Annotated in this window: 18 protein-coding genes and 1 pseudogene; 11 read left to right on the forward strand and 8 right to left on the reverse strand. The window is 67.4% G+C overall.

All coding sequences use genetic code 11. The features are described from left to right. From E1263_RS12340 to E1263_RS43610, 5 genes and pseudogenes are all read left to right on the forward strand, one after another. Positions 1–469: RNA polymerase sigma factor (locus tag E1263_RS12340; RefSeq protein WP_132167389.1), on the forward strand; the 469-nt coding region annotated here is incomplete at its 5' end. After that, complete coding sequence (locus E1263_RS12345; RefSeq protein WP_132167390.1) at positions 466–1,548, forward strand: hypothetical protein; 1,083 nt, start codon at positions 466–468, stop codon at positions 1,546–1,548. The genes E1263_RS12340 and E1263_RS12345, both read left to right, overlap by 4 nt. Positions 1,549–1,644: 96 nt before the next feature. Beyond that, positions 1,645–3,162: a family 43 glycosylhydrolase gene (locus tag E1263_RS12350; protein ID WP_132167391.1), complete on the forward strand. Its 1,518-nt coding sequence runs from the start codon at positions 1,645–1,647 to the stop codon at positions 3,160–3,162. Then, positions 3,159–5,282, forward strand: a complete 2,124-nt coding sequence (locus E1263_RS12355; protein ID WP_132167392.1) for a hypothetical protein — start codon at positions 3,159–3,161, stop codon at positions 5,280–5,282. The genes E1263_RS12350 and E1263_RS12355 overlap by 4 nt, the downstream gene beginning before the upstream one ends. Before the next feature lie 905 nt (positions 5,283–6,187). Continuing rightward, positions 6,188–8,341, forward strand: a pseudogene (locus E1263_RS43610) (DUF2961 domain-containing protein); the annotation flags it as partial. A 296-nt stretch (positions 8,342–8,637) separates the two neighbouring features. Here the strand turns inward: E1263_RS43610 and E1263_RS43615 are convergent. Beyond that, positions 8,638–9,516 carry an alpha/beta fold hydrolase gene (locus E1263_RS43615; RefSeq protein WP_132167394.1) on the reverse strand — a complete coding sequence of 293 codons (879 nt, stop codon included), beginning with the start codon at positions 9,514–9,516 and terminating at the stop codon, positions 8,638–8,640. Positions 9,517–9,633: 117 nt separating this feature from the next. Here E1263_RS43615 and E1263_RS12370 point away from each other — a divergent pair, with 117 nt between their 5' ends. Next, a complete protein-coding gene (locus E1263_RS12370) occupies positions 9,634–10,386 on the forward strand; it encodes a ParA family protein (protein ID WP_202868846.1) in 753 nt (250 codons plus the stop codon). On the opposite strand, the gene E1263_RS12375 is transcribed toward E1263_RS12370, so the two are convergent. Continuing rightward, positions 10,383–11,291, reverse strand: coding sequence for a DUF4349 domain-containing protein (locus E1263_RS12375; protein ID WP_132167396.1), 909 nt, complete (start codon positions 11,289–11,291; stop codon positions 10,383–10,385). The genes E1263_RS12370 and E1263_RS12375 overlap by 4 nt on opposite strands. Positions 11,292–11,371: 80 nt before the next feature. Beyond that, positions 11,372–14,269, reverse strand: coding sequence for a DEAD/DEAH box helicase (locus E1263_RS12380; RefSeq protein WP_202868847.1), 2,898 nt, complete (start codon positions 14,267–14,269; stop codon positions 11,372–11,374). A gap of 269 nt (positions 14,270–14,538) precedes the next feature. On the opposite strand from E1263_RS12380, the gene E1263_RS12390 reads away from it, so the two are divergent. Beyond that, positions 14,539–15,219, forward strand: a complete 681-nt coding sequence (locus tag E1263_RS12390; protein ID WP_132167399.1) for a ferritin-like fold-containing protein — start codon at positions 14,539–14,541, stop codon at positions 15,217–15,219. Positions 15,220–15,273: 54 nt separating this feature from the next. After that, on the forward strand, positions 15,274–16,476 hold the full coding sequence (locus E1263_RS12395; RefSeq protein WP_132167400.1) for a glycosyltransferase: 1,203 nt from the start codon (positions 15,274–15,276) through the stop codon (positions 16,474–16,476). Between the two features lie 11 nt (positions 16,477–16,487). On the opposite strand, the gene E1263_RS12400 is transcribed toward E1263_RS12395, so the two are convergent. The 5 genes from E1263_RS12400 to E1263_RS12420 form a co-directional block, all read right to left on the reverse strand. After that, on the reverse strand, positions 16,488–16,760 hold the full coding sequence (locus E1263_RS12400) for a GlsB/YeaQ/YmgE family stress response membrane protein (RefSeq protein WP_238161202.1): 273 nt from the start codon (positions 16,758–16,760) through the stop codon (positions 16,488–16,490). 145 nt (positions 16,761–16,905) lie between these two features. Then, positions 16,906–17,133, reverse strand: a complete 228-nt coding sequence (locus tag E1263_RS12405) for a DUF3107 domain-containing protein (RefSeq protein WP_132167401.1) — start codon at positions 17,131–17,133, stop codon at positions 16,906–16,908. A 115-nt stretch (positions 17,134–17,248) separates the two neighbouring features. Then, entirely contained in the window at positions 17,249–17,881 is a 633-nt protein-coding gene (locus E1263_RS12410) for a TetR/AcrR family transcriptional regulator (protein ID WP_132167402.1), read from the reverse strand. A 112-nt stretch (positions 17,882–17,993) separates the two neighbouring features. Beyond that, positions 17,994–18,920, reverse strand: coding sequence for a non-homologous end-joining DNA ligase (ligD, locus tag E1263_RS12415; protein WP_132167403.1), 927 nt, complete (start codon positions 18,918–18,920; stop codon positions 17,994–17,996). Positions 18,921–19,715: 795 nt separating this feature from the next. Further along, the gene (locus tag E1263_RS12420) at positions 19,716–20,126 is read right to left on the reverse strand and encodes a hypothetical protein (protein ID WP_132167404.1); all 411 of its coding nucleotides are present in this window, start codon (positions 20,124–20,126) and stop codon (positions 19,716–19,718) included. A gap of 43 nt (positions 20,127–20,169) precedes the next feature. On the opposite strand from E1263_RS12420, the gene E1263_RS12425 reads away from it, so the two are divergent. From E1263_RS12425 to E1263_RS12435, 3 genes are all read left to right on the forward strand, one after another. Further along, the gene (locus E1263_RS12425) at positions 20,170–21,081 is read left to right on the forward strand and encodes an alpha/beta fold hydrolase (RefSeq protein ID WP_132167405.1); all 912 of its coding nucleotides are present in this window, start codon (positions 20,170–20,172) and stop codon (positions 21,079–21,081) included. A gap of 132 nt (positions 21,082–21,213) precedes the next feature. After that, positions 21,214–23,901 carry a Calx-beta domain-containing protein gene (locus E1263_RS12430; protein WP_238161203.1) on the forward strand — a complete coding sequence of 896 codons (2,688 nt, stop codon included), beginning with the start codon at positions 21,214–21,216 and terminating at the stop codon, positions 23,899–23,901. Positions 23,902–24,029: 128 nt separating this feature from the next. Beyond that, positions 24,030–26,777, forward strand: a complete 2,748-nt coding sequence (locus E1263_RS12435; RefSeq protein WP_238161204.1) for an alpha/beta hydrolase — start codon at positions 24,030–24,032, stop codon at positions 26,775–26,777. Positions 26,778–26,836: the final 59 nt, after the last annotated feature.

Consider the following 26,836-nt stretch of genomic DNA (forward strand, 5'->3'; position numbering starts at 1 on the left):
GGATGGGGCGGCGTTTGTCGAGTGGGTTCGGCCGCATGTTCCGGCGATGGCTCGGTTGGCGGGGCGGTTGGGCTTGGGGGCCGACCGGGACGACATTGTGCAGGAGACGTTGGCTCGGGCTTGGGCCAAGCGGAGCCAGTACGACGGGGAGCGGGGGACTGCTTCGGCGTGGTTGCTGGCGATTACGGCGGACCAGGCGCGGAAGGCGGCCAAGCGGTTCCGGTCGGCCGAGGTGCTTGAGGAGTATGACGGGCCGGGGGTGCGGCCGGATGTCGAGGGGCGGATCGATGTCGGGCAGGCGCTGGTGGAGTTGCCGGCGCGGCAGCGGCTGGCGGTCGACTGTTTTTACTTCGCGGATCTGTCGGTTGCCGACACGGCCGCGGTCATGGGGTGTTCCGAGGGCACCGTGAAGTCCACGTTGTCCGATGCGCGGGCTCGCTTGCGCACGTTGTTGGAGGTCAAGGAATGAATCCGATCGACGAGGTCGACGAACTGTTGATGCAGACCGGTGCGCAGTGGCGTGCCGAGCAGCCGTCGGCACCTGAGCCGGACCTGGAGCGGATCACTCGACAGGAGCGCCGGCCCAAGCGCTGGGTGCCGGCGCTGGCGGCGGCGAGCGTGGTCGCGGTGGCAGCGGTGACGCTCACTGTGCTGCCCGACACCGGCGGCGCACCCGCGGCGACGCCTCCGGCGGCCCCGGTCACGCTTCCCGCAGCAGGCCCGCAGATCGTCGAGTCGGTTGCTGTCGGCAACGAGCAGGCCGGCTCGAGCGATGCACTGCTGGTCCGCGATGGCGCCAAGGTGCGCGTGAGCGGCCAGGTCATCGCAGCACCGAACACCGCTCCGGTCTTCTGCCCGTCGCGCCCGGTTCCGACGATCGGCTACCTCCCGGGCAAAGCGCCGGCTCCCTCCTGCCCCGAAGGACTGAAGGTCACGCTCAAAGGCGTCAACGTCAGCCTTTTGACCGACCTCGAAACCGTGCAGGGCGTCCAGACCGGCCGGGCCACGCTCACCGGGATCTGGACCGCGCGCACCATCGCCGTACAGGAGCAGACCGCGCCGACGCCGGATCGCGACATCGCGACCCCGCCGCTTTCGTGCCCGCCGCCCACAGGCGGTTGGCTGGCGAAGCCGAGCAACGTGGAGGATCCGAAGGTCGCGCAGTTCCTCGATCAGCACCGCGACCAGGCGTTCGGCCCCACGATCTACCACCCGTACGGCGAGGGCCGCACCAAGCCCGTCGTGGTCTTCGTAGGCGTGGCACGCGGTGATCGCGCGGCGTTCCGCAAGTCGTTCGAAGAGGTCTACTCGGGGAACCTGTGTGTCGCCCCGGTCCGGTTGAGCCGGCAGGATGCCGACCAGCTGTCGACCAAGGTGGCCGGTCTGATGAACCGCAACGACCTCGGCATCACCACGTCGTACACGCAGATGGACGGCGCGAGCGAGAACGTCCGGCTGCTGGTCTACACGGAGTCGGTCAAGGACGCGCTGACCCCGATCGGTCTCGACAAGCTGCGCATCGAGCCTGCGGTCGTGCCTGTCAACTAAGGCAAGTGCTCTTCGAGCTGGATCGAAACACCGGACGGACCTGTCGTTGCCGTGCCATCGTGTCCGCATCGACACGACGGGCGAGGTGGGTGACGTATGGCCAGAGTGCTGTCCGGACTTGTAGTAGGCGCGTCGCTGGTGCTCTCGGCATTCCTGCCGATCACCAGCGATGCGGCCCCTGTTCCTAGGGAACAACAAGCAGCCAAACAACAAGCCGAGGTCCTCCCGGCCCGCCCGAACACTGTCCGCAACCCGATCCGCGAGAATGCCGCTGACCCCTGGATAGTGTTTGCCGAAGGCAACTACCACCTGCTCTACACGCACGGCGACATCCTCGTCGGCGTCTCGGCACCCTCGGTCGCCGGTCTCGCGGCCGCGCCCCAGCAGACGCTCTGGCGACCGCCGGCCGGCGAGGCGTGCTGCAACCTCTGGGCGCCGGAGATCCACCAGTTCGACGGCAAGTGGTACCTCTACTACACCGCCGACAACGGCACCGACTCCCAGCACCGGATGTTCGTCCTCGAGGCCGACCATCCGATGGGCCCGTACACCTTCAAGGCCAAACTCGACACCGGCAACTTCCACTCCATCGACGGCAGCGTCATGAAGCTCCCCGACGGCCGCCTGTTCCATCTCTGGTCGAGCGGTCGCGCCAACGGCCAGAATCTGTACGTCGCCCCGATGAGCAACCCGTGGACGATCAGCGGCCCACCGGCCCTGCTCGCCACGCCGGACCAGCCCTGGGAGCAGAACGGCCGCAAGGTCACCGAAGGCCCGGTCTCGCTGATCCACAACGGCAAGGTCTACATCTACTACTCCGCCAGTGCGTGTGAGTCGCCCGACTACTCGCTCGGCGCGCTGGAACTCACCGGCACCGACGTCCTCAACCAGTCCTCGTGGACCAAGTCCAGTGGTCCGGTCTTCAAGCGCAACGACGCGGCCTGGGCCTTCGGCACCGGCCATCACGGCTTCTTCACCTCGCCCGACGGCAAGGAGACCTGGATCGTCTACCACGGCGTCACCAGCACGAACGGGACGCCGGCCGGCAGTTGCAGCGCGGGTCGCTCCGTCCGCATCGGCAAGGTCTCGTACGACGCCGCCGGCAAGCCGCAACTCGGCGTACCGAAGGCTTCGTGGGAGTCGGTCACCTTGCCAGGTGGTGATCCTGGAGCCGAAATCGTGGCTGCTGGCACCTATAAGTTGTCACCGAAGAACAACCCGGACAACCTGCTCGAAGTCGCCAGCTGCTCGACCGCCGATGCCGCGAACGTGCAGGTCTGGACCGCGAACGGCGGGACCTGTCAGCAGTGGAAGCTCACCTACAACGGTGACGGTTCGTACAAGTTGCTCGCGGCCCATAGCGGGAAGGCGCTCGATGTGGCGAGCTGCTCACCCGCCAACCACGCCGACGTGATCCAGTGGCCGTACTGGGGTGGTGACTGCCAGGAGTGGTATCTCGATGCCCTCGGCAACGGGTACTACAAGGTGACCTCGAAGGTCGGCGGCAAGTCGCTGGACGTCGACGCCTGCTCAACCACGCCCGGCGCCGATGTCCGGGTCTGGCCTTACTGGCAGGGCGCCTGCCAGCAATGGAAGCTGGAGAAGGTCGCATGAAGCGCTGGATCGCACTGATCGCTGCCGCCGGAATGGTCCTGGCCGGTCAGCAGGCAATGGCCTCAGAACCCAAGCCCCAGCAGCAGTTCCCCGATGTGAAGACGCGAACGAAGGGCATCATCCCGCCCGGCGGCGTCCTGTCCTCCAAGACCGGTGGGAACACCGTCGACGGCGAGACGCGTGAGGCGACACCGCGGGCCGACGGCCGTTATCACTACGACTCGCCCAAGCTGATCCAGCGGTTGCAGGCGATGAACGTGAATACCTACCTGTTCGGGGTCTGGGAGTCGCCGACCGACTGGAACGACCTACGCAGCGAGTTCGCGCCGCTCGCCCGCGCGGCCGGGATCGACATCTGGCTCGACCTCGTCCCGCCGTCGGAGTGTCAGGCCGACCGCCCGGAAGGCCCGTACCTGGAGGGCTACTGCTCACGCCCGTTCAAACTCGACTTCGTTGCCTGGGCGCGCAATATCGCGACGCTCTCGCTGCAGTACCCGAACATCAAGGCCTGGCAGATCGACGACTTCCTGGTCGCGCAGAACAGCCAGCTCTTCACCAGCCAGTACCTCGCCCAGATCAAGCAGACCCAGGACGCCATCAACCCGAACCTCGGCTTCCTGACCACGATGTACCGCTGGGACTACACCGACGAGCACCTCGACAAACTCGCGCCGTACATCGATGGTGTCTTGTTCCCGTATCTCGGTGGGGCTCAGAGCACGACGGATCCCCGGTACGTCGCCACCCAGATGGACGAGTTGCTCGCCAAGCTGACGCCGCGGCATCTCGACCTGATCCTGCTGGTGTACACCGATCGGTTCCTCGATGCCTCGCTCTCCCCAACGCCGGAGTACGTCGCTGAGTCGCTCAAGCAGGCGATGCCGTACGCCGCCGATGGCCGGATCGGCGGGATCGTTGCCTATGGCGCCCCGACCAACTACGACCGCCGTCCGACCGTTGCCTCGAACAACCTGGCCCAGACCGGTGAAGGCCGCTTGAGCTTTGCCCAGGGCATCTATACGACCGCGCCTGCCGGCGGATTCGCCGAGGCCTATCAACAAGTCGCAGTCGATCCATCCGCCACCAGCTATAACCTCCGCTTTGCCACCTACGATCAGGTCAGCCGAACCCCGTCCAAGTCCGGCAAGCTGATCAAACAGGTCCTGATCAACGACCAGGTCGTCTGGCAGTCGGACGTCGCGGACGAGTTCGGCTTCACCTGGGCCCCCGCCTCGGTCGACCTCACCACCGCACTCCGCGGCAAGACGAGCGCGAAGCTGAGCTTGCGGCTCTACACCCAGTCGCCGGCCAACTTCTCGATCGACGTTGGTTTCGACAGCCTGGTCCCGACCGGATTCATGGTCGCGAACTTCGGCTTCGAAGACGTCAACCCGGCCACCCGCGCCTGGCAGTTCAAGCAGCAGAGCGACATCATCCACGCCACGTTCGACAAGATCACCCCGCGCCAAGCCAAGGACGTGTACGACGTGATTGCCGCGGCCTTCGGCGGTCGCGCGTACCCCGCCGTGCCGACGACGCCTTCGGCCCCGATTCCGGGCAACCTTCCCCGGACCGGTACGGCGTACCAGCCGGGCGGACCGGGGACGATCCAGAACAGCGCGATGTACGGGAAGGGCCGGCTCAGTCTGTCCGTTCCGGAGCGGGCGTCGACCGCGGCGGGGACCTGCGTCTGGGCCGAGCAGCGGATGGCCGTCGACCCGAACGCACCACGCTACGAGATCTCGTGGTGGGACTACGACGCGTATGCCGCCGACCTGATGGGCTATCACATGAAGCAGGTGACGATCGTGACGTCGAAGGGGAAGAAACTGCTCAGCAACGTGGACGCCGCCGAGGCGCCGAAGGTCTGGATGAACGGCCAGGGGCTGTGGGGCGCGATCGATGTCACCGAGTTCGCCCGGGGTGAATCGTCCGTCCTGCTGCAGTTCGCGCTGTGCGAGCAGCAAGGCGTCGGCGACTTCCTGGTCGATGTCGGGTACGACGAGATCCAGGCGGTCGGGCTGACGGTCACGAACGGTGACTTCGAGCAGGGCAGCACCGGCTGGACCATCGTCAGCCCGCATCCGGGGATGAAGGCCCAGGTCCTGACCGCCGGTTGAGCGTCCATTCTGGGCCCGGCCATTTCGACGGAGATCGTAAAGATATCGATTTCTCGGGTGGTGATGAGACTGTCCTGACGGAGTCTCATCACCACCGCCCCTCGAGGAGACAGTTGATGTCCGGACGTTTCCGCCTGCCCATCGCCGTACTGACCGGGTTGGCTCTGGCGCTACCGCTCGTCGCGCCGGCCCCCGCCCTGGCCGACGCCACAGCGTCAACGGTCGCGGTCGGGAAGGGAGCGGTCGGGTGGGAGGCGCTGCGGCAGCTGGACCGGCTGCCGTATCTCGCCTCCGGCACGAGCACCCGCCAGTTCTCCGGCTTTGCGCGGGACGGCAGTAACCAGGACGGCTTCAACGGCGCCGACTCTTGCCTGCGGCAGGTCGCGGCCGGGTGCGTGATCGCCGAGGACACCGGGCCCGGTCAGGTCGACTCGATCTGGTTCACCCGGCTGCGGGACGACCGGCCCGATGTCACCGACACGGGCACGATCGCGATCACGCTGGACGGGACGACCGTGCTGAACCGGTCGCTGAAGGACGTCACCGACGGCAAGGCCGGCGCGCCTTTCGTGCACCCGTTGGTCGCCAACTCGACGCAGTCCGCCGGCGGCTTCCAGATCAAGGTGCCGATGCCGTACCGGCAGTCGATGCAGATCGTCATGCAGCACAACCCGCTCTTCTACCACGTGAACTACCGGCACTTCACGGACGCGGACGGCGTCACGAGATTCGATCCGGCGGACCAGGCGAACGACGTACTGGCCAAACTCCGCGCAGCCGGTACGGCGGACCCGAAGCCGGCCGCGGTCGGCGCGACGACCACCGGGCAGACGCATCCGGTCCCCGCCGGGCAGGAGGTTGCCTTCGGCACTGTGCAGGGGCCGGGGGCAATCAGTGCACTGCGGATGCGGTTCGTCGGCGCGACACCGTCGGACGCCGTACTGGCAGGATTGCGGTTGCGGCTGACCTTCGACGGTCGCCGGACGGTCGACTCGCCGGTCGGTGAGTTCTTCGGAACGGGCCTCGGCGCGTACTCCGTGAAGTCGCTGATGTTCGCCGCCGATCCGGCGGCCGGGGGCTGGTTCACCACCTGGTGGCCGATGCCGTACCGCGAATCTGCTGCCGTCTCGTTGGTGAACTCGACCGGCGCGACCGTGGGAAATGTCGAGCTTCAGTTGACGAGTGCGCCGGACACAAAGTGGAGCACTGATCTCCTTCCGGGCGGCCCCGCGGCGTACTTCACGACCGATTCACACCGAGATAAGACGACCTTCGGCGACGACTGGATGGTCGCTGACCAGACCGGTCGCGGCAAGCTGGTCGGGGTTGCGCAGACTGCGTCGGGCGTCAACCGCGGCTACCTCGAAGGTGACGAGCGCGTTCACATTGACGGCTCGCTGTCCCCGCAGCAGCACGGCACCGGCACTGAGGACTTCTACGAAGCCGGGTGGTACTTCTATGGCGGCACCTACAGTGCGGCCTTCACCGGCAACACCGCGCATGAGGTCAACGGCGCCGGGTGCGCGCAGGAGTGCGACGCGGTCTACCGCCTGATGCTGACCGAGGCGATCTCCTACGACTCCCAGCTCCGCTTCGGTATCGAGCACGGCTTCCAGAACGACTATCTCGGCGGCTACGGGTCGACCGCGTTCCTCTACACGCAGCCCACGGTCAGCACCCGCGAGACCGACGCCGTCGATCTCGGTGATTCGGCGTCGCAGACCGCACACCAGTACGCCGATAGCGGCACCTCGTCGAGTCTGACCAGTGTGGCCGAGGGGGATCGCGACTATCTTCCGCTCACCGATCAGGTCCGTTCCGGGACAGCGCCGATCAGCTTCCGGCTGGCCGTGGACTCGGCGAACCGTGGCGTGCTGCTGCGCCGGATTTCGGACCAAGCGCAGAAGTACCAGGAGGCCACGGTCAGCGTCGATGATGTTGCCGTCGGCACCTGGCGGCAGCCGCTCGGCAACAGTGGAATGCGTTGGCTGTCGGACCAGTTCCCCTTGCCTGCTTCAGCAACGGCGGGCAAGACGAGCATCAAGGTGACGCTGACCCCGGTCACGGCTTGGACTGCGGCCAGCTACCTCGCCGCGAGCATCGTCGACCCGTACGCCGTCACCGGAGCGCCGGTCGCACCGACCGGGCTCACCGCGACACCGCGGAAGCACTCGGCGCTGCTCAACTGGAGTCCGGTGCTCGGGGCAACGTCGTACCGGGTCTACTCGGCGACGACAACCGACGTACCGGTGACGCAGGCCAATCTGGTTGGGACCTCGCCGGTCACGGGCTTCCTGCACAAGGCGCTCAAGGGCGGTCAGCAACGGTTCTACAAGGTCGTCGCGATCGATGCCGCAGGCAACGCTGGATCCGCAAGCACAGCAGTGAATGCAGCGCCAAAGGTCGCGACGGTCTCCGATGTCGATGCCGATGGCAAGGACGACATCGTGACGTTCACCCGGGGTGACGCGGCCGACGTGTACGTCGCGAAGTCCACCGGGACCAAGTTCGGCGCCGGCACATTGTGGCAGCCGTTCTTCGCGCCCGGCAGCGAGATTCCTGCGACGGGTGACTTCAACGGCGACGGCCGCGACGACATCATCACCTTCACCCGAGGCTCGGCCGCGGATGTCTACGTGGCGCTGTCGAACGGCGTGGACGGCTACCTCCCCGCCACGAAGTGGCACGACAGCTTCGCGCTCAACGGCGAGACGCCGATGGTCGGCGACTTCAACGGCGACGGCAAGGACGACATCGTCACCTTCACGCTCGGCTCGGCCCACGACGTGTACGTGTCGCTGTCCGACGGCACCAAGTTCGTGCAGAACGCCTGGATGTGGCACGGCGACTTCGGCTGGCCCGGCGAGCTCCTCGACATCGGCGACTTCGACGGTGACGGCCGCGACGACATCGTCACCTTCACCCGCGGTACGACGGCCAGCGTGTTCGTCGCTCTGTCCGACGGGAAGTCGTTCCTCGGTACGACGTGGAAGTGGCACGGGCACTTCGCCGTTGGCTCCGAGATCCCCGATGTCGGCGACTACAACGGTGACGGCCGCGACGACATCGCGACGTTCAACCGCGGGACGTTGGGGGACGTGTACGTCTCGACGTCGACCGGCACCGGGTTCATCGGCGACAGCGACGTATGGCACAACTACTTCGCGCCGAACGCCGAGATCCCCGGCTCAGGTGACTTCGACGGCGACGGCTTGTCCGACATCGTCACGTTCACCCGCGGGACGGCAGGCAAGGTTTACGTCGCCCCGGTCCAACGGCCAGGACTTCGTGCCAGACCCGGTCGCCGAGCTGTGGCACGACTTCTTCGCCCCGAACGGCGAGTGGCCGGCTCCCTCTACGTTGCGTCCGTAAAACCGTCACGGTCGTGGAAGAAGTCCACGAGCAGCCGGGCCGTTGCGGCCGGCTGCTCGATGGCGGGGGAGTGGCCGGCATCCGGAACCATCTCCGGCGTGATCCCGAGCCGCTCGGCCACGTCGTTCTGAACCGGCAACGGCCAGCCGTCGTCCGTCTCGCCGTACACGAGTTGGGTGCGGACGCCGGCCTTCGCCAGCCGATCCGTCTTGTCCACCGCATCAGTCAGGTGCCGCGTGATCGCCGCCAGACTCGCCGGAGCGTTGCTGACGAACCGTTTCCGTACGAACGCCGCGATCTCCTCCGGCGGCTCGACGTACCCGGGGTGCTTGGCGTCGTGCTCCAGCTTCAGGTCATAGACCTGCTCGATCGGCAGGTTGTCGAGCCCAGAGGCGAGCGTCTGCAGCCCCTGCACGGTCTGCTCATCAGTGAACCCAGCCGGCCCGGTGCAGAGCAGTGTGAGCGTCGAGAACACTGACGGATCGATCAGTACGGCCTCCCGCGCAACCAGCCCGCCGAACGAGTGCCCCACGAGTTGGCTGTAGCCGCCGAGCGCCACACTCATCGCCACCACGTCAGCGCCGAACTCCTCCAACGTGTACGCCGACGCGTCGGCCGGACCTGGGGTCTCGAACTGCCCCCGCTGGTCCACAGCCACCGCGATCCACCCATACCGAGCCAGGTGATGGAGCAGCGGCGTGAAGTCCTCCTTGCTCCCCGTCCATCCCGGGACGAGCAGCACGGTCCCCAGCGGCGTACCGATCTCTGGCACCGCCCGCAGCGTCGCGAAAGAGCCGCGGTCGGTCTCCAGCGTGGCTGGGTGAACCCCGCCCGGCAGCGTCATCGTTCGTGGCGTACTCACAAGTCAAGAGGGTAGCCGCTCTGTCCGTGCGGGCCGGCCTGGCTCACACACCATGGTGTGACGAGGGGGACACGGACAGATGCGACCCGACGTTCCGCAGTGCGGCACAATGGCCGGGTGCCTCCTCGCACTCTCGCGGTTGCGAACCAGAAAGGCGGCGTGGCCAAAACGACCACTGTCGCCACACTCGGTGCTGCCCTCGCCGAGCTCGGCCAGCGAGTGTTGCTCGTCGACATCGATCCGCAGGCGTGCCTGACCTTCTCGGTCGGTGTCGACCCCGAGGACCTGGACAAATCGATCCACCACGTCCTGCTCGGCGGAGTGCAGGCGCGCGATGTGCTGATCGAGTTCGAGGAGGGGCCGGATCTGCTGCCCGCGACGATCGAGCTCGCCACCGCCGAGGTGCAGTTGGCGCGCGAGAGCGGCCCGGAGCAGGTGCTGCGCACCGCCTTGCGATCCGTTCGTTCGTCGTACGACTGGATCATCGTCGACTGCCCACCGACGCTCGGGTTGCTGACGGTGAACGGGTTGTCGGCGGCATCCGAGGTACTGATTCCCTTGCAGTGCGAGACATTGGCACATCGTGGCGTTGGGCAACTACTTGACACCGTGCACGACGTGCAGCAGCTGACGAACCCGGGCCTGCAGGTACTGGGCGTGCTGCCGACGCTGTACGACGGCCGGACGACGCATGCTCGCGCTGTCCTCGAGACGATCGCCGAGACGTATTCGCTGACCGTGCTCGCCCCGGCGATCCCGAAGTCGATCCGGTTCGCCGAGGCGCCCGCGGTCGGCGAGACGATCCTCACCACCTCGCCAACCTCAGCCGGTGCCAAGGCCTACCGCGCGCTCGCGGCCGCCTTGCTCTAGGCGGGACCGCTTTCGGCCGGCGCTGCCGGAGTTGCCGTCCGACGCAGGCGGCGACGGTACCGCCAGACCGGTACGGCGATCAGTGCGATCAGGACCGCGAACGGGAGAACTGCGCCGAGCGCGGTCGCGAGCGCGGAGAACGTGGCGGTGAAGGCATGCCAGCCACCCTTGAGGCCGCCGACGAAGCCGCGGTCCGGGGCGGTGACGACCGGCGGGGTGTCTTTGCTGGTCAGCGTCAGGTTCAGGGTCGCCAGCTCGGTCTGGAGAGCGAGGTTCTTCTGCTTGGCGAGCAGCGACTCGAGATCCGCCTCGCGACGGGTCAGCTCCGACTCGACCGAGACGATCTCACCGATCGTGTTCGCTTTGGCGAGGAGTGCGCGCATGCGGTCGAGACTCGCCCGCTGCGTGCGGATCCTGCTGTCCACATCGACGACCTGCTCGGTGACGTCGGTCGACTCCTGGTGAATCTGCAGCCGCTTCCCGAGCTTCGACAAGACGTCGATAGCTGCGTCGTACGACGTACTGGGCACCTTCAGCACGAGATTCGCCGAACTGATGTTGCCGTGGGCGTCGTCGCCGGTGTTCTCCGAGGCGACCTGGCCCTTGAGGCCGATGATCGCCGTGATGGCCTCTTGCCGCTTCGCGTTGACGTCGTCGGCTTCGACGGTGAGCGATCCGGTCCTGATGATCGCGCGCGTCACCGTCGGTTGATCTGCGACCGGAGCCTTCGGCTGGCCGCTGGCCGCCTTGCCCCCGCTGTCGCTGGCGACGCCTTCCGGCTTCGCCGCCGCGCCGACGCTCGAAGCGTCCCGCGCGGAGCTACTTTCGGGGTTGCTCGCCCCGCAACCGGCCAGCAGCACCAGTCCTACGGCGGCGAGCACCGCCATCCCACCCTTGCGCCCCATCACCCAGCCCCTCTCTTGTGGTTACGTCGCAAGGACGCTCCACGAGGGGCTGGGTGTTGCAGCGCGAAATTACAGCTTGGTCACTTCCGAGCGGTCTTCTTCGCCGGTGCCTTCTTGGCCACCGACTTCTTTGCCACGCTCTTGGTGGTCACCGCCTTCTTGGCCGGTGCCTTCTTCGCCGTGCTCTTCACCGCAACCGTCTTCTTCGCGGGTGCGGTGGCCTTCACAGCAGTCTTCTTGGCCGGCGCCTTCTTGGTCGCGACCGCCTTGACGGGTGCAGCCTTCTTGGTCGCAACGGGTTTCGCAGGTGCCTTCTTGGCCGGAGCCGCCTTCTTGACGACCGCAGCCTTCTTGGCAGCGGCCTTCACGGGCGCCGCCTTCTTGGCCGGAGCGACCTTCTTGGCAGCGGCCTTCACCGGTGCAGCCTTCTTGGCCGGCGCCGCGCTCTTGACTGCGGTCGCCTTCTTGGCGGGCGCAACCTTCTTCGCGGGAGCCTTCTTGGCCGGAGCCGCCGCAACCTTCTTCGCGGTGGTCTTCTTGGCCGGTACGGCGGTGACCTTCTTGGCTGCGGTCTTCTTGACCGGTGCTGCCTTTTTGGCCGGTGCCGGTGCGGCCGCAACCTTCTTGGCGGGTGCTGCCTTCTTGGCGGGTGCCGAGCTGGCCGCGACCTTCTTGGCCGGAGCCTTCTTGGTCGGCGCCGCCGTGACCTTCTTGGCTGCGGTCTTCTTGACCGGTGCTGCCTTCTTGGCCGGTGCCGGTGCGGCCGCAACCTTCTTGGCAGCGACCTTCTTGGCGGGTGCTGCCTTCTTGGCCGGAGCCGCGCTGACCGCAACCTTCTTCGCAGCGGTCTTCTTGGCCGGAGCCTGCTTCACCGGAGCCGGTGCCGCGGCGACCTTCTTGGCAGCGGTCTTCTTGACCGGCGCAGCCTTTTTGGCCGGAGCCGCCGCGACCGCAACCTTCTTGGCCGGTGCAGTCTTCTTCGCCGGAGCCTGAGCAACCGCCGTCTTCTTGGCGGGAGCCTTCTGCACCGGAGCCTCGACAGCAGCCGTCTTCTTGGCCGGAGCCTTCTTGACGGGCGCCTGCTTGGCTGCAGCCTGCTTAGCCGGAGCCTGCTTGGCCGGTGCCTCGGCAACGGCCGCCTTCTTGGCGGGTGCCTCGACAACCGGTGCCTGCTTCGCGGGAGCCTCGACGACCGGGGCCGGAGCTGCAGCCTCGTTCACCGGAGCAACCGCGTTCTCGTTGGACGAGCGGCGGTTGCGGTTGCGGCTACGACGCGACGGACGGTCGCCGGCATCGTGCTCAGCAGCCGGAGCAGCCTCGACCGGCGCAGCCTGAACCGGAGCCGCCGCAACAGCAGCCGCGGTCTCAACCACGGCAGCCGGCTCAGACGAATCGCCCGCAGCAGCCGCGAAGATCGGCGTACCGGTCTGTGCGTTTGTCTCGACCGGAGCGTCCGAACGACGGTTGCGCTTGCGATTGCGCTTGCGGGGTTTGCGCTCACGCGGCGCCTCGGCACCATCACCAACGACGCCATTGCTAGCGGCAGTGACAGCAGCGGGAGCCGACTCGGCCAGCTGCGGCTGAGTCAGTGTGGTGACGTCCGCGCCTTCCTCGAGCGGCTGACCCGAACGGGTGCGCTTGCGCGTCCGGTTCCGGTTCTTCTTGCGACCGGCCGACTCGCCGCTCTCGTCGCGGCGGCCCTCGGGACGGCCCTCGGGACGACTGTCGCGGCGACCCTCCGGACGACCCTCGGCACGGTGCCGCGCCGGGCGCTCCTCGCGGGGCTCGGCCGGCTTGATCCGGCCCTTGGCCTCGCTCGGGATTCCCATGTCGTGGTAGAGCTCGGGCGACGTGGAGTAGATCTCCTGCGGGTCCTCGTACGGAAGGTCGAGGGCCTTGTTGATCGTCTTCCAGCGAACGATGTCCGCCCAGTCGACGAAGGTGACCGCGATCCCGCTCGCCCCGGCGCGGCCGGTGCGGCCGATCCGGTGCACGTAGGCCTTCTCGTCCTCGGGGCAGGTGTTGTTGATGACGTGCGTGACGCCCTCGACATCGATCCCGCGGGCCGCGACGTCGGTGCACACCAGTACGTCGACCTTGTCGCCCCGGAACCGGGTCAGCGCCCGCTCGCGGGCGACCTGGTTCAGGTCACCGTGGATCGCGGCGGCCTTGAAGCCGCGCTCGACCAGGTCATCGGTGAGCCGGCCTGCCTCGCGCTTGGTCCGGCAGAAGATCATCACCCGGCCGCGGTCGTCGGCCTGCAGGATCCGGGACACGACCTCGGGCTTGTCGAGGTCGTGGGCGCGGTAGACGAACTGTGCGGTGGCCGGAACCATCTGCGAGTCGTCACCGGACTCGGCGCGGATGTTCAGCGGGTGCCGCATGTGCGTGCGCGCCAACGTGATGACGGCCGACGGCATCGTTGCCGAGAACAACATTGTCTGCCGGAACTCAGGCGTCTTGCGCAGAATGCGTTCGACGTCGGGCAGGAAGCCCAGGTCGAGCATCTCGTCGGCCTCGTCGAGGACCAGAACCTTGACGTGGCTGAGGTCCAGCACACCGCGGTTGGCCAGGTCCAGCAGGCGTCCCGGGGTCCCGACGACGACGTCGACGCCGGTCTTCAGGGCGTCCAGCTGGGGCTCGTAGGCCACGCCGCCGTAGATGGTCAGGATCCGCACGGAGCGGACAGTGGAAGCCGTCACCAGGTCCTTGGCGACCTGAATGGTCAGCTCACGGGTGGGGGTGACGACCAGGGCCTGGGGCTTACCAGGGGCAGCGAGCTGGTTGTAGTCGGCTTCACCGGGGGAGATCGTCCGCTGCAGCAACGGAATACCGAAGCCGAGCGTCTTGCCGGTCCCGGTCCGGGCCTGGCCGATCAGGTCGGTGCCCAGCAGGGCTACGGGGAGCGTCATTTCCTGGATCGGGAAGGGCTCCACGATGTTGACGCGGTCGAGCGCGTCGCAGATCTCGGGCAGCACGCCGAGCTCTCGGAAGGTGGTCAGGCTGATCGCCTCTCACATGCTTGAACGGACAGTGGCCGGGCGCCAGAGGCGAATAAAGCCTCGTCAGAAGAGGCGCGGGGACACTGTGCAAGCACCACGCACCAGCGTGCCCATGTGGGCGCGTCACCGGCGAATCACTGACCAGTGTAACCGCAACCCGCGTCAACGCTGTTTTGTGTGCTTTGCGCCACGCAGTTTTTCCGGCCCCGTTCAGCCCGGGCCGGATCACGGATAAGGTGCCGGGCATGGAACAGACGGCCTTCGACGATCCCGCCTACCGGGCCGCGGCGGTGGACCTGCTGGGAGTCCTCGCGTACGGCGAGCTGACCGCCTTCGAGCGGATGGCCGAGGACGCCAAGCTGGCACCGACCCTCAACGACAAGGCGGAGCTCGCCGCACTGGCGACCACCGAGTTCGGGCATTTCCAGCAACTGCGTGACCGGCTCGTCGTCCTCGGGGTGGACGCGATGGACGCGATGCAGCCGTTCGTCACCCCGCTGGACGCCTTCCACGACCACACCGCGCCCTCGGACTGGCTGGAAGGCCTCGTCAAGGCGTACGTCGGGGACGGCCTGGCCAACGACTTCTACCGCGAGATCGCGTCGTTCGTGGACGCGGAGACCCGGGCCCTGGTGCTCGAGGTGTTCGCCGACTCCGGGCAGGCCGAGTTCATCGTGGAGCGGGTCCGCGCCGCCATCGAGGCGGACCCGAAGCTCGGCGGCCGGCTCGCCCTCTGGGGCCGCAGACTGGTCGGCGAAGCCCTCAGTCAGGCGCAGCGAATCGCCGCCGACCGAGACTCACTGGCCGCCCTGCTGGCCGGCAGCGTCGACCGCCCCGGGCTCGATTTGGCGGCCATTGGCCGGATGTTCACCCGACTGACCGAAGCTCATACGGCAAGGATGACTGCGCTCGGCCTGCAAGCCTGATTGGATGGCTTGCGTTCGCTGTTGACGGGGGTCGACGCCGGAGAGCCTGCCTGCATGACACTGTCCTATCGCCCGGTCCGCCTGGGCATCTACTCCGACACCCTGGTCCCGCGGGCCGACGGCGTGGCCGTCTCGATGGAGGCCGCCGGACGCGCACTGTGCGAGCTCGGTGTGCAGCTCGAGGTTGTCGCGCCGTACAAGTCCAAGAGCCACCAGAGTACGCTGCCGATCCGGTCGGTGCCGGGCGCTGACGCCTGGGGCCGGGACTACCGGCTGGGCATGCTCCGGCCGACGCGGAACAAGCCGGAGTACGACGTAGTCCACGTGCACACGCTTGGTCCGGTCGGGGTGGCCGGTCTGTACACCGCCTGGCGCCGGGACCTCCCGGTCGTGCTGACGTGGCACACCGACCTCGAGGTCTACCGCCAGCACTACGCGGAGATCCGGCTGGCGATGTGGCTTGCGGGCAAGGCCTGGCGGGCAGGTCTCGGTGCGCCGCGCGGCTACCAGAACGGGTGCACCGAGGTGCAGAACCTGTTGCGGGCGGTCGACCTGGTCATCGCACCGACCGCCAAGGTCGAGCAGCAGTTGGACGACCTCGGTTGCGAGGCGCCGACTGTCGTCCTGCCCAGTCCGACGCTTCCGATGCCCGCACCGTCCGTCTCTGTCGCCGAGATTCGGCGGCAGCTCAACCTCGGCGTACAGGACCCGATTCTGTTGTCGGTGGGCCGGTTGAGCGGTGAGAAGAACGACGAGTTGCTGCTGCAGTCGTTCGCTGAGCTGTTGAAGATCCGGCCGGACGCCTGTCTGGTCATGGTCGGCGGGTACGGCGATCGGCGGCGGGTCACGCAGCTTGTCGACCGGCTCGGCATCGGCCCGCGGGTGCGGATGCCCGGCGTACTGCCGCGGGCGGAGCTGGCTGGGTACTACCTGGCTGCGGACGCCGTGGTGATCTGCTCGATCTCGGAGACCCAGTCGCTGGTTGCGCACGAGGCTGAGGCGGCGGGCTGTCCGCTGGTGGTTGTTGACCCGTGGCTGTACCGCGGCCACGAGCGGACCCGCACGTTCGCTCCGGCCGAGCCGGTTGGGCTGGCCGCTGTCATCGGTAAGACGCTGCGGGCGCCGGACTCCACCCGGCGCTGGGCGCCGCGGTACCGGCCCGCGCCGCTGGAGCACGCGGAGAAGCTGTTGGCCCTCTACGAGGGCCTCGCATCACAACGGCCGCCTGCCCCTGGTGGGGTGGCGGCCGTCGGGTGAAGCTGTTGCTGTCAGGCAGACCTGGGCTTGCGGGCTGCGATGACGGCGATGACGATCGCGGCACAGACGATCTGGATCAAGTACTGGATCCAGTCCGGGCCGTTGGTGTCCTTGACGCCGGCGAAGTGTGCGATCAGACCACCGATGAAGGCGCCGATACCGCCGCCGAGGATGGTCCAGCCGAGGCTGATGTTCTGCTTGCCCGGAAGTACGAGCCGCGCCAGCGGCCCGAAGATCACGCCTGCGAGCAGGCTGACGACGATCATCCAGATCCAGTAACCCACGATTCCTCCTTGTGAGGTGACTGACCTGCGTCTGGGGGTGGCTCCCCGTAGCTACCAGACCACTGCGACGCAGGTCCCACCGCACATGGTGCCCAGGAACCCCGATTCCGGAACCCGGACACGCAGAGACGTGTCCGGAACGCGATCAGATCGCGCCGAAACCGACCTTACGCACCGATGGCTCACCGATCTCGACATAGGCGAGCCGGTCGGCCGGGACCAGCACCTTGCGGCCCTTGTCGTCGGTCAGCTCCAGCAGGTTGCTCTTGCCGCTGAGCGCGTTCGCCACCTGCTCCTGTACCTCGTCCGGGCTCTGCTCACTTTCGAGCACCAACTCGCGATTGACGTGTTGCACGCCGATCTTGACCTCCACGAAACCCTCCGGGCACGCTCCGACCGGCGGCTCTCGCCGGTGACACTTCGAGCCTATCCGCTGGCGGCCGTGAGCTCTCACCCGTCCGCCCAAAGCAGAACCGTGGCGGAGTGGACTACACGTCGGTGCGCGGGAACCCTCGGATGCCGCGCCAGGCCAGCGAGGCGACCAGGTCGGCGGCCTGCTCCTGCGGCAGCGAGCTCTGGTCCGACGAGGCCAGCCAGTAACGGGCGCTCACCTGTGCCTGACCGACCAGGCTGACGGCCAGCACCATCGACTGCTCCCGGTTCAGCCCGGCGTCCGCGCTGATCACCTCGGAGACCGCCTCGGCGCAGGCGATGGTGACGCGGTCGACGCGCTCGCGGACGGCCGGCTCGTTGGTCAGATCCGACTCGAAGACCAGCCGGAAGGCGCCCTGGGCGTTCGCCACGTACTCGTAGAACGCATGCACGGTCGCCGCAACCCGCAGCTTGTTGTCGTCCGTCGACTTCAGTGCTTCGTGCACCGAGGCGACGATCGCTTCGCAGGAGGTGTCCAGCAGCGCGAGGTACAGCTCCAGCTTGCCCGGGAAGTGCTGGTACAGGACGGGCTTGGAGACGCCTGCGCGCTCGGCGATGTCATCCATCGCGGCGGCGTGGTACCCGTTCGCGACGAAGACCTCCTGAGCCGCCTCGAGCAGTTGCGCGCGGCGGGCCAGCCGGGGCAGGCGGCTGCCGCGTTTCGGTGCGGTCTCCGGTGTCGTCGACACGTCGGCTCCTTCGGTGGTGCGGCACCGGCGGCAGGTCGCGCCGCCGGGTCGTAGCCCGAATCCTACCCACCGGTCCTCCCGGTCAGTAGCTTCCCCGCCGCCGGAGCGCTGATTACGACGGCAGTGGGCGCGGATCGTCGTACAGGTCGGCCAGCACGTCGCCGTACTCCTCGATGCGGGCCAGGACCTCGTGCGGGAGGAACTTGAGCTCCTCCGGACTGGTTGTCGCGGCCACCTCGTCCCAGTCGATCGGGGTGGACACCCGCGGCTCCTCGGCGCCCCGCAGCGAGTACGGCGCCAGCGTGGTCTTCGCACTGGCGTTCTGGCTCCAGTCGATGAACACCTTGTTCGGCCGGAGCGCCTTGGTCATGTTCGCCGTCACGTCCTCAGGCAGTGCGGCAGCCAGCTGCTCCGCCAACTGCTTGGCGAAGTCACTGGTACGGCGTGACGACGTCGGCTCGATCGGCACATACAGATGCATGCCCTTGTTGCCAGAGGTCTTCGGCCACCCCTCCAGCCGGTAGTGCCCCAGTAGCTCCCGCAACGCCAGCGCGACATCGCAGCACTCCACTATGGTCGCGCCAGGCCCCGGATCGAGGTCGAAAACGATCAGATCCGCCTGCGGATCGCTCCCGTGCTCCGACAACCCAATCCGCCACTGCGGCACATGCAGCTCCAGCGCAGCCAGATTCGCAAGCCACACCACAGTCTGTACGTCGTCCGCCACCACGAACTCGGCCTCATCGCGCCCCGTCGAACTACCCGGCGTCGGCAAAGTCTCGGTCCGCACCCAATCCGGCGTACCGCGAGGTGCGTTCTTCTCGAAGAAGTACGCCGCCTCAGTGCCGTCCGGCCACCGCTTCCGAGTCAACGGCCGATCCGACAAATGCGGCAGCAGCAGTGCGGCCACCTGGTGGTAGTAGTCGATCACCTCGGCCTTCGTGAACCCGCTCTGCGGATACAACACCTTGCTGAGGTTCGTGAGCTTCAACGTCTGCCCGTCGACCTCGGTAGTCACCTGCTGCGCGCCGGCTGCCATGCCTCCCAGTCTCCACCCAATGTGTGTGGAAACGCCTGGTTGCTCGCCGCACCGGACAGGCCGGACACGTTGCTTGTGGCTGGTCGCCGCGGCGGCCGCGTTACATAAAGAGCTTGGCTGGGGCCAGTGGCTGGTTGAGGTACTGGCGAGGACGGCGGCCGCGTGCCCGCTGCTTGAGGTGCCCGCTATGGCTGAGGCCCAAAATCTCCGCTGAGTGGAAACTCCTGTGCGCCATTTGCAAAGAATGTTCCACCCAACGGCCCCGGGCGCCGCGGGGTGAGCCGACAACCGGGGGCTTGAACAAGAAACGGTGGGCGGGAACAGGTAATTACTTGTTCAAGCCCACCACCCAGCCCACAAGCCCCCGACAAGTGGACGGGCAGGCGGCGAAAAGCACCCCCAACAAGGTGGACCGGTCAGCCGGGCGCGGCAGGACCCCAGCCCTCCTTGCCAGCGCTTTTCACCACAGCGGCGGGTCACTTTCCAGGCCTGCCCGCTACCGGCCGCAACCATAGCGAGCACCTCAATCGGCGGTCACGCGATCGCTGACCTCGCCAGTACCTCAGCCACCCACCGGCCCCAGCCAAGCTCTTTATGTAACGCGGCCGCCGCGGCGACCAGCCACAAGCAACGTGTCCGGCTTGTCCGGAGCGGCGATCAACCACTCACCCGCCGTACCGCAGCGAAGCCATCCACCCCCTTGCCCCCTGAGTCGGGGGGTTGCCCACTGAGATTCTCAGTGGGCAACCCCCCAGCTGAAGGGATATCCCCTGAGCTGGCGGCCTGGGGAGGGGGTCAGGGCAGATGCGTGCAGCTGGCGCTGAGGCCGGTCCCGGGCGCCGACTCCGAGCTCTCGACAAGCGCACCGTCCAGCCAGATCTCGCAGCGGACCGAGCCATCGTCTTCGAGTTGCTGGAGAGCGCTGACCGACAGCACCTGCGCACTGCCCTTTGTCTTGAGCTTGGAGCTTTCCCACGGCAGCGATGCGTACTTCAGCTCGACGGAGTCGCGGTGGCCGTCGCGGACATACCGGATGTCGGGGCGATCCGCCGTACCGGTGATTTTGTAGACGACCTCGTGGGTCTCCTGGCCGGCCACGAGCATCCGGACACCGGTGTAGCCGAGGAGGAAGAGCTGGAACGCCGGGTAGGCGAGGACCACCACGAGCAGCACGATCAGTAGTGGTTTGGGGACCCTGCGCTTCATGGGTCGCCAGTGTTCCGGCCGACGGGGTCCTACCATGGGATTTGTGGAGAGTTACGGGGCAGTAACCGGCGCTGACGTGCCGTTGGCGACACAGGAATGGCCGGCCCGTCAGGTGCCGGTCGCAGGCGTGGACCTGCTGGTCAGAGACGTGCCGGCGGCGGCGGAGCTTCCGCCTGCGCTGTATGTGCACGGTCTGGGCGGCTCGTCGTTGAACTGGACTGCGCTGGGACTACTGCTGAACGACACCGTGCGGGGGATCGCTCCTGATCTCCCCGGGTTCGGGCGGACCCCGCTGGCCGGACCGGCCGGTATCTCGGAACAGGCCGACGTACTGGTCGAGTTGTTGGAGGGGCAGTTCGATCAGCCGGCGCACGTCTTCGGTAACTCGATGGGTGGCGCCGCATCGGTCGCACTGGCGGCCAGGCGCCCTGATCTAGTCGCATCACTGACGCTGGTGTCACCTGCGCTCCCGCATCCGCGGATGTCGGCCAGTGCCTTGTGGTTCGCCGCGCTGGCGACGCCGCGACTCGGACCGGTGGTGCTGCAGCGGACTCAGCGGCTGCCGTTCGACCGGCGCTTCCAGGCGTCGCTGTCGATGGTTTTCGGGGACCCGCTGACACTGCCGCCGGAGGTGCGCGCCAACTACGAGGCTGAGCTGCACCGGCGGGACACTGATCCCTGGAACATGCAGGCGACCACAGACGCGGCCAAGAGCATCCTGCGCTCGTCGCTGACCCCGCCGCGCCGGTCACTCTGGGCGGACGCCGCAAGCGTCAAGTGCCCAGTGCTCCTCGTGTACGGCGGCCGCGACCGACTGGTTGATGCGCGGATCCGGACGAAGGCGCAGCGCACGTTCCCGGATGCCCGGTTGCTCTACCTGCCGAAGTCCGGTCATGTGGCTCAGATGGAACACCCGGAACAAGTGGCTGCCGCCTTCCGCGATCTCATCGCGTAACTGAGTCAATTCTGAAATCTGAACGAGCGCAGTAAATGACTCAACCTTTCGTTCGGCCGGGCTATCTCATGGAGAGCTGGTCCGTCGACGAGAGGAAGACCTGTGCGGGTTCGCGGCAGTTTGGTTCTGGGCATGGCTGTGCTGCTGGCGGTCGCCCCGCTGACGGCACAGGCCGCCACTCCGGAGGTCCCATCGGTTGCGACAAGCAACAAGTGGGACGTGCGGCAGGTGCCGGCCGGCTACCGGGTCACACTCCGGCTGGACGAGCCGGTGCCGGTCCGCGCGGCCATGCCGCTGCTGGCAGTGAACGGGATACCGGTCGGTGTCGCCCGGCAGTCTGCGGACGGACGGACGCTGACACTCATCACCAGCGACAGGACCGCTGCCAGCGCGCACGACGTCCAGCTGGTCTGGCCGGGCGACGTCAGCAACGCCGGTGTGAGCGCCCGCGCGCAGGCCGGCGGGCCGACGGACGCCTACTGGCTGAAGGCGCGTAAGGGCCCACTGCTCAAGGAGGACCCGGGCAAGTCCGGCAAGTACAAGGTCGAGACCTCTGAGTACAACCTGGGTGACGAGGCTGTCTTCCTGCCCGGCCTCGGCCAGAAGTCCGAAGTGCTCGGCAAGGTGTACGCACCGGTCGGTGCGGTCGGCCAGCGACCGCTGGTGGTCTTCCTGCACGGCCGCCACGAGTCCTGCTACGGCGAGGGCGTCGGCGACAAGCCATGGCCGTGCCCGAAGGGCGCCAAGCCGGTCCCCAGCTACCGCGGCTACGACGGCCCGGCCAAGGCACTCGCGAGCAACGGCTACCAGGTCGTCTCGATCAGCTCGAACTCCATCAACGCCTACGACTACGACGCGAGCGACGGCGGTGCGCAAGCGCGGGCCGAGCTGATCCTGCACCACCTGTCCTTGTGGAAGAAGTGGTCGACGGCCGGCGGGGGACCGTTCGGCACCAAGTACGTCGGCAAGGTGGACCTGCAGAACGTCGGTCTGATGGGTCACTCCCGTGGAGGCGAGGGTGTCGCCCGAGCCGCAGTGGTGAACGCGGACCGCGGTGGCCAGTACGGCATCCGCGCCGTGCTGCCGCTCGCACCAGTCGACTTCGCCCGCTCGTCGGTCCCGGGCGTCGCCATGAGCGTCCTGCTCCCGTACTGCGACGGTGACGTGTCCGACCTGCAGGGCCAGAAGTTCTACGACGACACGAGGCTCTCCGTCACTGGTGACGGCGCAGCCCGCTCCACCGTCACCGTGCTTGGGGCGAACCACAACTTCTTCAACACCGAGTGGACGCCGGGGCAGTCCGTAGCGCCGTCCGCCGACGACTGGGGTGGCGAGGGCAACACTGCGCCGTGCAGCTCCGGCTACGCGGGCCGGTTGAAGGCCAAGGAGCAGCAGGCGGTCGGAACGGCCTACGTGGCGGGGTTCTTCCGGCTGCAGCTCGGCCACGAGAAGCAGCTCCTGCCGCTGTTCGACGGCTCTGACGCGCGCGCGGCTTCTGCTGGGAAGGCTGTGGTGCGTGTGGTCGCCCAGGCGCCACTGGCCTCGCGGCGAGACGTCACTGCCTTCGACAAGGCGCTAGCGAAGGGCGCTGTCACAGGCAAGGCCACTGCGGCGGTCTGCATCGGCGAGACCGGCAAGGGCGCATGTCTGACGACCGATGGCTCCGGAGACGCACCGCACTGGGACGGCGCGGCGTACGTATCGGCCGCACCGACGCTTGCGGTCACCAGGCTCTCCTGGACCGGCAAGACCGGAGCAGTGCGACTCAACCTGCCGGCCGCTCAGCGTGACGTCCGCCGGTACGCCGCTCTGTCGTTCCGTGCGGCTCCGGACCCGGCCAGTACGCCGACCACCGACCTGACGGTTCGCGTGCTCGACGGTCGCGGGCGAGCGGCCGCCGTACCGGTGTCTGCTGTGAGCGATGCCCTGGTGCGGATGCCCGGCAACAAGTCCGCGGGGCTGCCGAAGAACCTGCTGCGGACAGTGCGGATCCCTCTGTCGTCGCTCAAGGGCGTCAACCTGCGTGATGTTCGGGCGATCGAGCTGCGGACAGACCGGGTCGCGAAGGGTGCGGCGTACGTGAGTGACCTGGCCTTCTCGTCGCCGGGCGTTGGTTCGTCGGCGCCAGCCGTGACGCTGCCGAAGGTGTCCGTGGCCGACGTCACAACGAAGGAAGGCAACAAGGGCACCAACTACGCAGACTTCGTGGTGCGGCTGTCCCGGCCGGCCACTCGGCCCGTGACGGTCTTCGCCCAGACGACCCTGCCGTACGAGGACGTGATGCTGGTGCAGGATGTCGCGCAGGCCGTGGTCTTCAAGCCCGGACAGGTCCGGCAGCTCGTCCGGGTACCGATCAAGTCGAACACCCGGGACACCTTCGACACTAAGTTCTCGCTGGCGATCGCCGTACCGAAGGAGGCCTTGCTGGCCAGGTCCTTCGCCCAAGGCCTGGTGCTCGACGACGATCCGTCGCCGAAGCTCATCCTCGGAAACCTCACCACGACCGAGGGCAAGGGGGAGGTCACCTTCCCGGTCCGGCTGTCGGCGCTCAGCGACAAACACATCGGTTTCGGCGGTGTCTGGAAGGACGGGACGGCGATCCTCGGTCCTGACTACCGCGGCCAGTACGACCCGCCGGAGCACACGCTGGTGGGTGGTATCGAGTCCGGCAAGCTCGCCGGTGAGCTGATCGTCCAGGCGATCGACGACAAGGTCAAGGAACCTACCGAGACCTTCACCGCGGTGCTCGACGAGGTCGTCGGGATCGACGGGATCAAGCTGCCGGTGACCGCGACCGGGACCGTCCTAGACAACGACTGAGTCGAAGCTGTCGCAGGACTGAGATGTGATCGAGCGGCTGGTCAGGTCAACTTTCCTCTCGGCCATGAAGTCATCTTTGTGGTCTGTTTCATCGAACCGAGAGGACAACTGTGCGGGATATCGGCAGATTGAGGCACCTGTCGCTGGGGATGGTCGCACTACTGGGGTTGGGATTGACGACGGCGCCGCTCGCGTCCGCCGCGCCGCCTGCCCCTTCTATTGCCCAAGGCAACAATTGGAGCATCCGGCCGGTCGCGGCCGGCTACGAGCTCACACTGCGGCTGGGAGCGCCGGCGCCGATGCGTGCGTCGCTACCGCTGCTGGCCGTGGACGGCGAGCCGATCGGGGTGGCCAAGCAGTCGAACGACCTGCGGTCGCTGACGCTCGTCACGACCGATCCGGCCGTACTGAAGGCCAAGGACGTCAAGCTGGTGTGGTCGGGGGACCTCGGCCAGGACGGCAAGAAGATCGAGAGCCGCGCGGCGGCCAAGGGCGGCCCGAACGACGCCTACTGGCTGAAGCCGAAGCTGGGCGCGCTGCTCAAGGACGACCCGGCCAAGGCGGGCAAGTTCAAGGTCGAGACGTCGGAGTACAACCTCGGTGACGAGGCGGTTTTCCTGCCCGGACTGGGGCAGAAGTCCGAGGTCGTCGGCAAGGTCTACACGCCGGTCGGTGCGACCGGCAAGCGGCCGTTCGTGCTGTTCCTGCACGGCCGGCACAGCTACTGCTACGGCGATGCAACGACGCCGCAGGACAAGCCCTGGCCGTGCGCCAAGGGTGAGAAGCCGGTGCCGAGCTACCGCGGGTACGACGGCGCGGCGCAGGCCCTGGCGAGCAACGGCTACCAGGTCGTGTCGATCAGCTCGAACGCGGTCAACGCCTACGACGGCGGCGCGTACGACGCCGGTGCGCAGGCGCGGGCCGAGCTGATCCTGGACCACCTGAAGCTGTGGAAGCAGTGGTCGACCACCGGTGGGGGACCGTTCGGCGCCAAGTACGTCGGCAAGGTCGACCTGCAGAACGTCGGTCTGATGGGTCACTCGCGCGGTGGCGAAGGCGTCGCCCGCGCAGCAGTCGTGAACGCCGACCGTGGTGGTGAGTTCGGGATCCGTGCGGTGCTGCCGCTGGCTCCGGTCGACTTCGCCCGGATGACGGTCCCGGGGGTCGCGATGAGCGTCATCCTGCCGACCTGTGACGGTGACGTCTCCGACCTGCAGGGCCAGAAGTTCTACGACGACACCCGCTACTCGGTCACCGGTGACGCGGCGACGCGCTCCACGGTGACGGTGCTCGGGGCGAACCACAACTTCTTCAACACCGAGTGGACCCCGGGCCAGTCCGAGGCGCCGTCCAACGACGACTGGGGCGGCGAGCCGAAGGCTTCCCCGTGTGGCGAGAAGTACGCCGGGCGGCTGAAGGCGAAAGAGCAGCAGGCCGTCGGTACGGCGTACCTGTCGGGCTTCTTCCGGCTGCACCTGGGTAACGAGAAGCAGTTCCTGCCGCTGTTCGACGGTTCGGACGCGCGGGCGGCGTCGGCCGGACGGGCCGTCGTACGGGTGGTTTCGCAGGCGCCGCTGGCGTCGCGGCGAGATGTGAACCGTTTCGACTCGGCACTGCCGAAGGGTGCGCTGACCGGCAAGGCTTCTGCGGTCGTGTGCTCTGGTGCCAAGCTGACATCGGCGCGGGCGGCCACTCCGACCTGCCTGTCGACCGATGGCTCCGGTGACTCACCCCACTGGGATGCAGCCTGGTTTGCAGCCCATACGCCGACCATGGCCGCGACGAGACTGTCGTGGCGCGACAAGACCGGCGTACTGAAGTTGAACCTGCCGGCTGCGCAGCGCGACGTGCGTAAGTACGCCGCACTGTCGTTCCGGGCCGCTCCGGACCCGGTCGGCGCTCCGAAGGTCGATCTGAGCGTTCGGGTGGTCGATGGTCGCGGTAAGGCAGTTTCGGTGCCGGTGTCCAAGGTCAGTGACGCATTGACGCGGCTGCCGGGCGCGAAGGAGAACGGCCTGCCGAAGAACCTGCTGCGGACGGTCCGGATCCCGCTGTCCTCGCTGAAGGGTGTCGACCTCAGGGACGTGCGCTCGGTCGAGCTGCGGACCGACAAGGTCGCCAAGGGCACGGTCTACCTGAGCGACCTGTCGTTCTCGTCGCCTGGCGTCGGCATCTCCGCACCGGCGACCAAGCTGGTGAAGGTGTCCGCATCGGACGTCAAGGTCAAGGAAGGCGACAAGGGCACGCAGATCGTCGACTTCTTCGTGCGGCTGAACCGCGCGAGCACCCGGCCGGTCAAGGTGTACGCCGAGACCACTGGTGACCTGGGGGCGACTGTTGGCAGCGTGGCTCGCGTAGTGAACTTCAAGCCGGGCCAGGTGAAGCAGAAGATCAGTCTGCCGGTGAAGTCGAACACCCGGGACAGCTACGACCTGAAGTTCCAGCTGGTGCTCTCGGTGCCGCAGGACGCGCTCCTGGACCGCTCCTTCGGGCAGGGAGAGGTTATCGACGACGACCCGACCCCGACGCTGACGGTCGGCAACCTCACCACCGTGGAGAAGAACGGCGAGGCGGGCTTCCCGCTGAAGCTGTCCGCGGCGAGCGACAAGTACGTCGGCCTGCGCGGCAAGCTGACGGACGGCACTGCGGTCCTCAAGCAGGACTTCGTGAGCCAGTACGACGAGTGGGATCCCGGCGCCCGGGACATCGAGGGTGCCGTCGAGCCCGGGCAGCTGAAGGGTGAGCTGGTCGTCAAGATCGTCGACGACAAGGTGAAGGAGCCGGCCGAGACCTTCTCGGCGGTCCTCGACCAGGGCGACGGCGGTGAGATCAAGCTCCCGGTGACCGTGACCGGGACCATCACCGACAACGACTGACAGTTGCCGTACACCGTGCCGGGCGCCCTGGGGGAGCCCGGCACGGTCATGTCCGGATG

The sequence above is a fragment of the Kribbella antibiotica genome (assembly GCF_004349055.1).
Classification (GTDB): Bacteria; Actinomycetota; Actinomycetes; order Propionibacteriales; family Kribbellaceae; genus Kribbella; species Kribbella antibiotica.

Coding starts and splice junctions, on each gene's coding strand:
- E1263_RS12350 (WP_132167391.1), top strand. CDS start 1,645: ATGGCCAGAGTGCTGTCCGGACTTGTAGTAGGCGCGTCGCTGGTGCTC.
- E1263_RS12345 (WP_132167390.1), top strand. CDS start 466: ATGAATCCGATCGACGAGGTCGACGAACTGTTGATGCAGACCGGTGCG.
- E1263_RS12395 (WP_132167400.1), top strand. CDS start 15,274: ATGACACTGTCCTATCGCCCGGTCCGCCTGGGCATCTACTCCGACACC.
- E1263_RS12430 (WP_238161203.1), top strand. CDS start 21,214: ATGGCTGTGCTGCTGGCGGTCGCCCCGCTGACGGCACAGGCCGCCACT.
- E1263_RS12420 (WP_132167404.1), bottom strand. CDS start 20,126: ATGAAGCGCAGGGTCCCCAAACCACTACTGATCGTGCTGCTCGTGGTG.
- E1263_RS12390 (WP_132167399.1), top strand. CDS start 14,539: ATGGAACAGACGGCCTTCGACGATCCCGCCTACCGGGCCGCGGCGGTG.
- ligD (WP_132167403.1), bottom strand. CDS start 18,920: ATGGCAGCCGGCGCGCAGCAGGTGACTACCGAGGTCGACGGGCAGACG.
- E1263_RS12375 (WP_132167396.1), bottom strand. CDS start 11,291: ATGGGGCGCAAGGGTGGGATGGCGGTGCTCGCCGCCGTAGGACTGGTG.
- E1263_RS12355 (WP_132167392.1), top strand. CDS start 3,159: ATGAAGCGCTGGATCGCACTGATCGCTGCCGCCGGAATGGTCCTGGCC.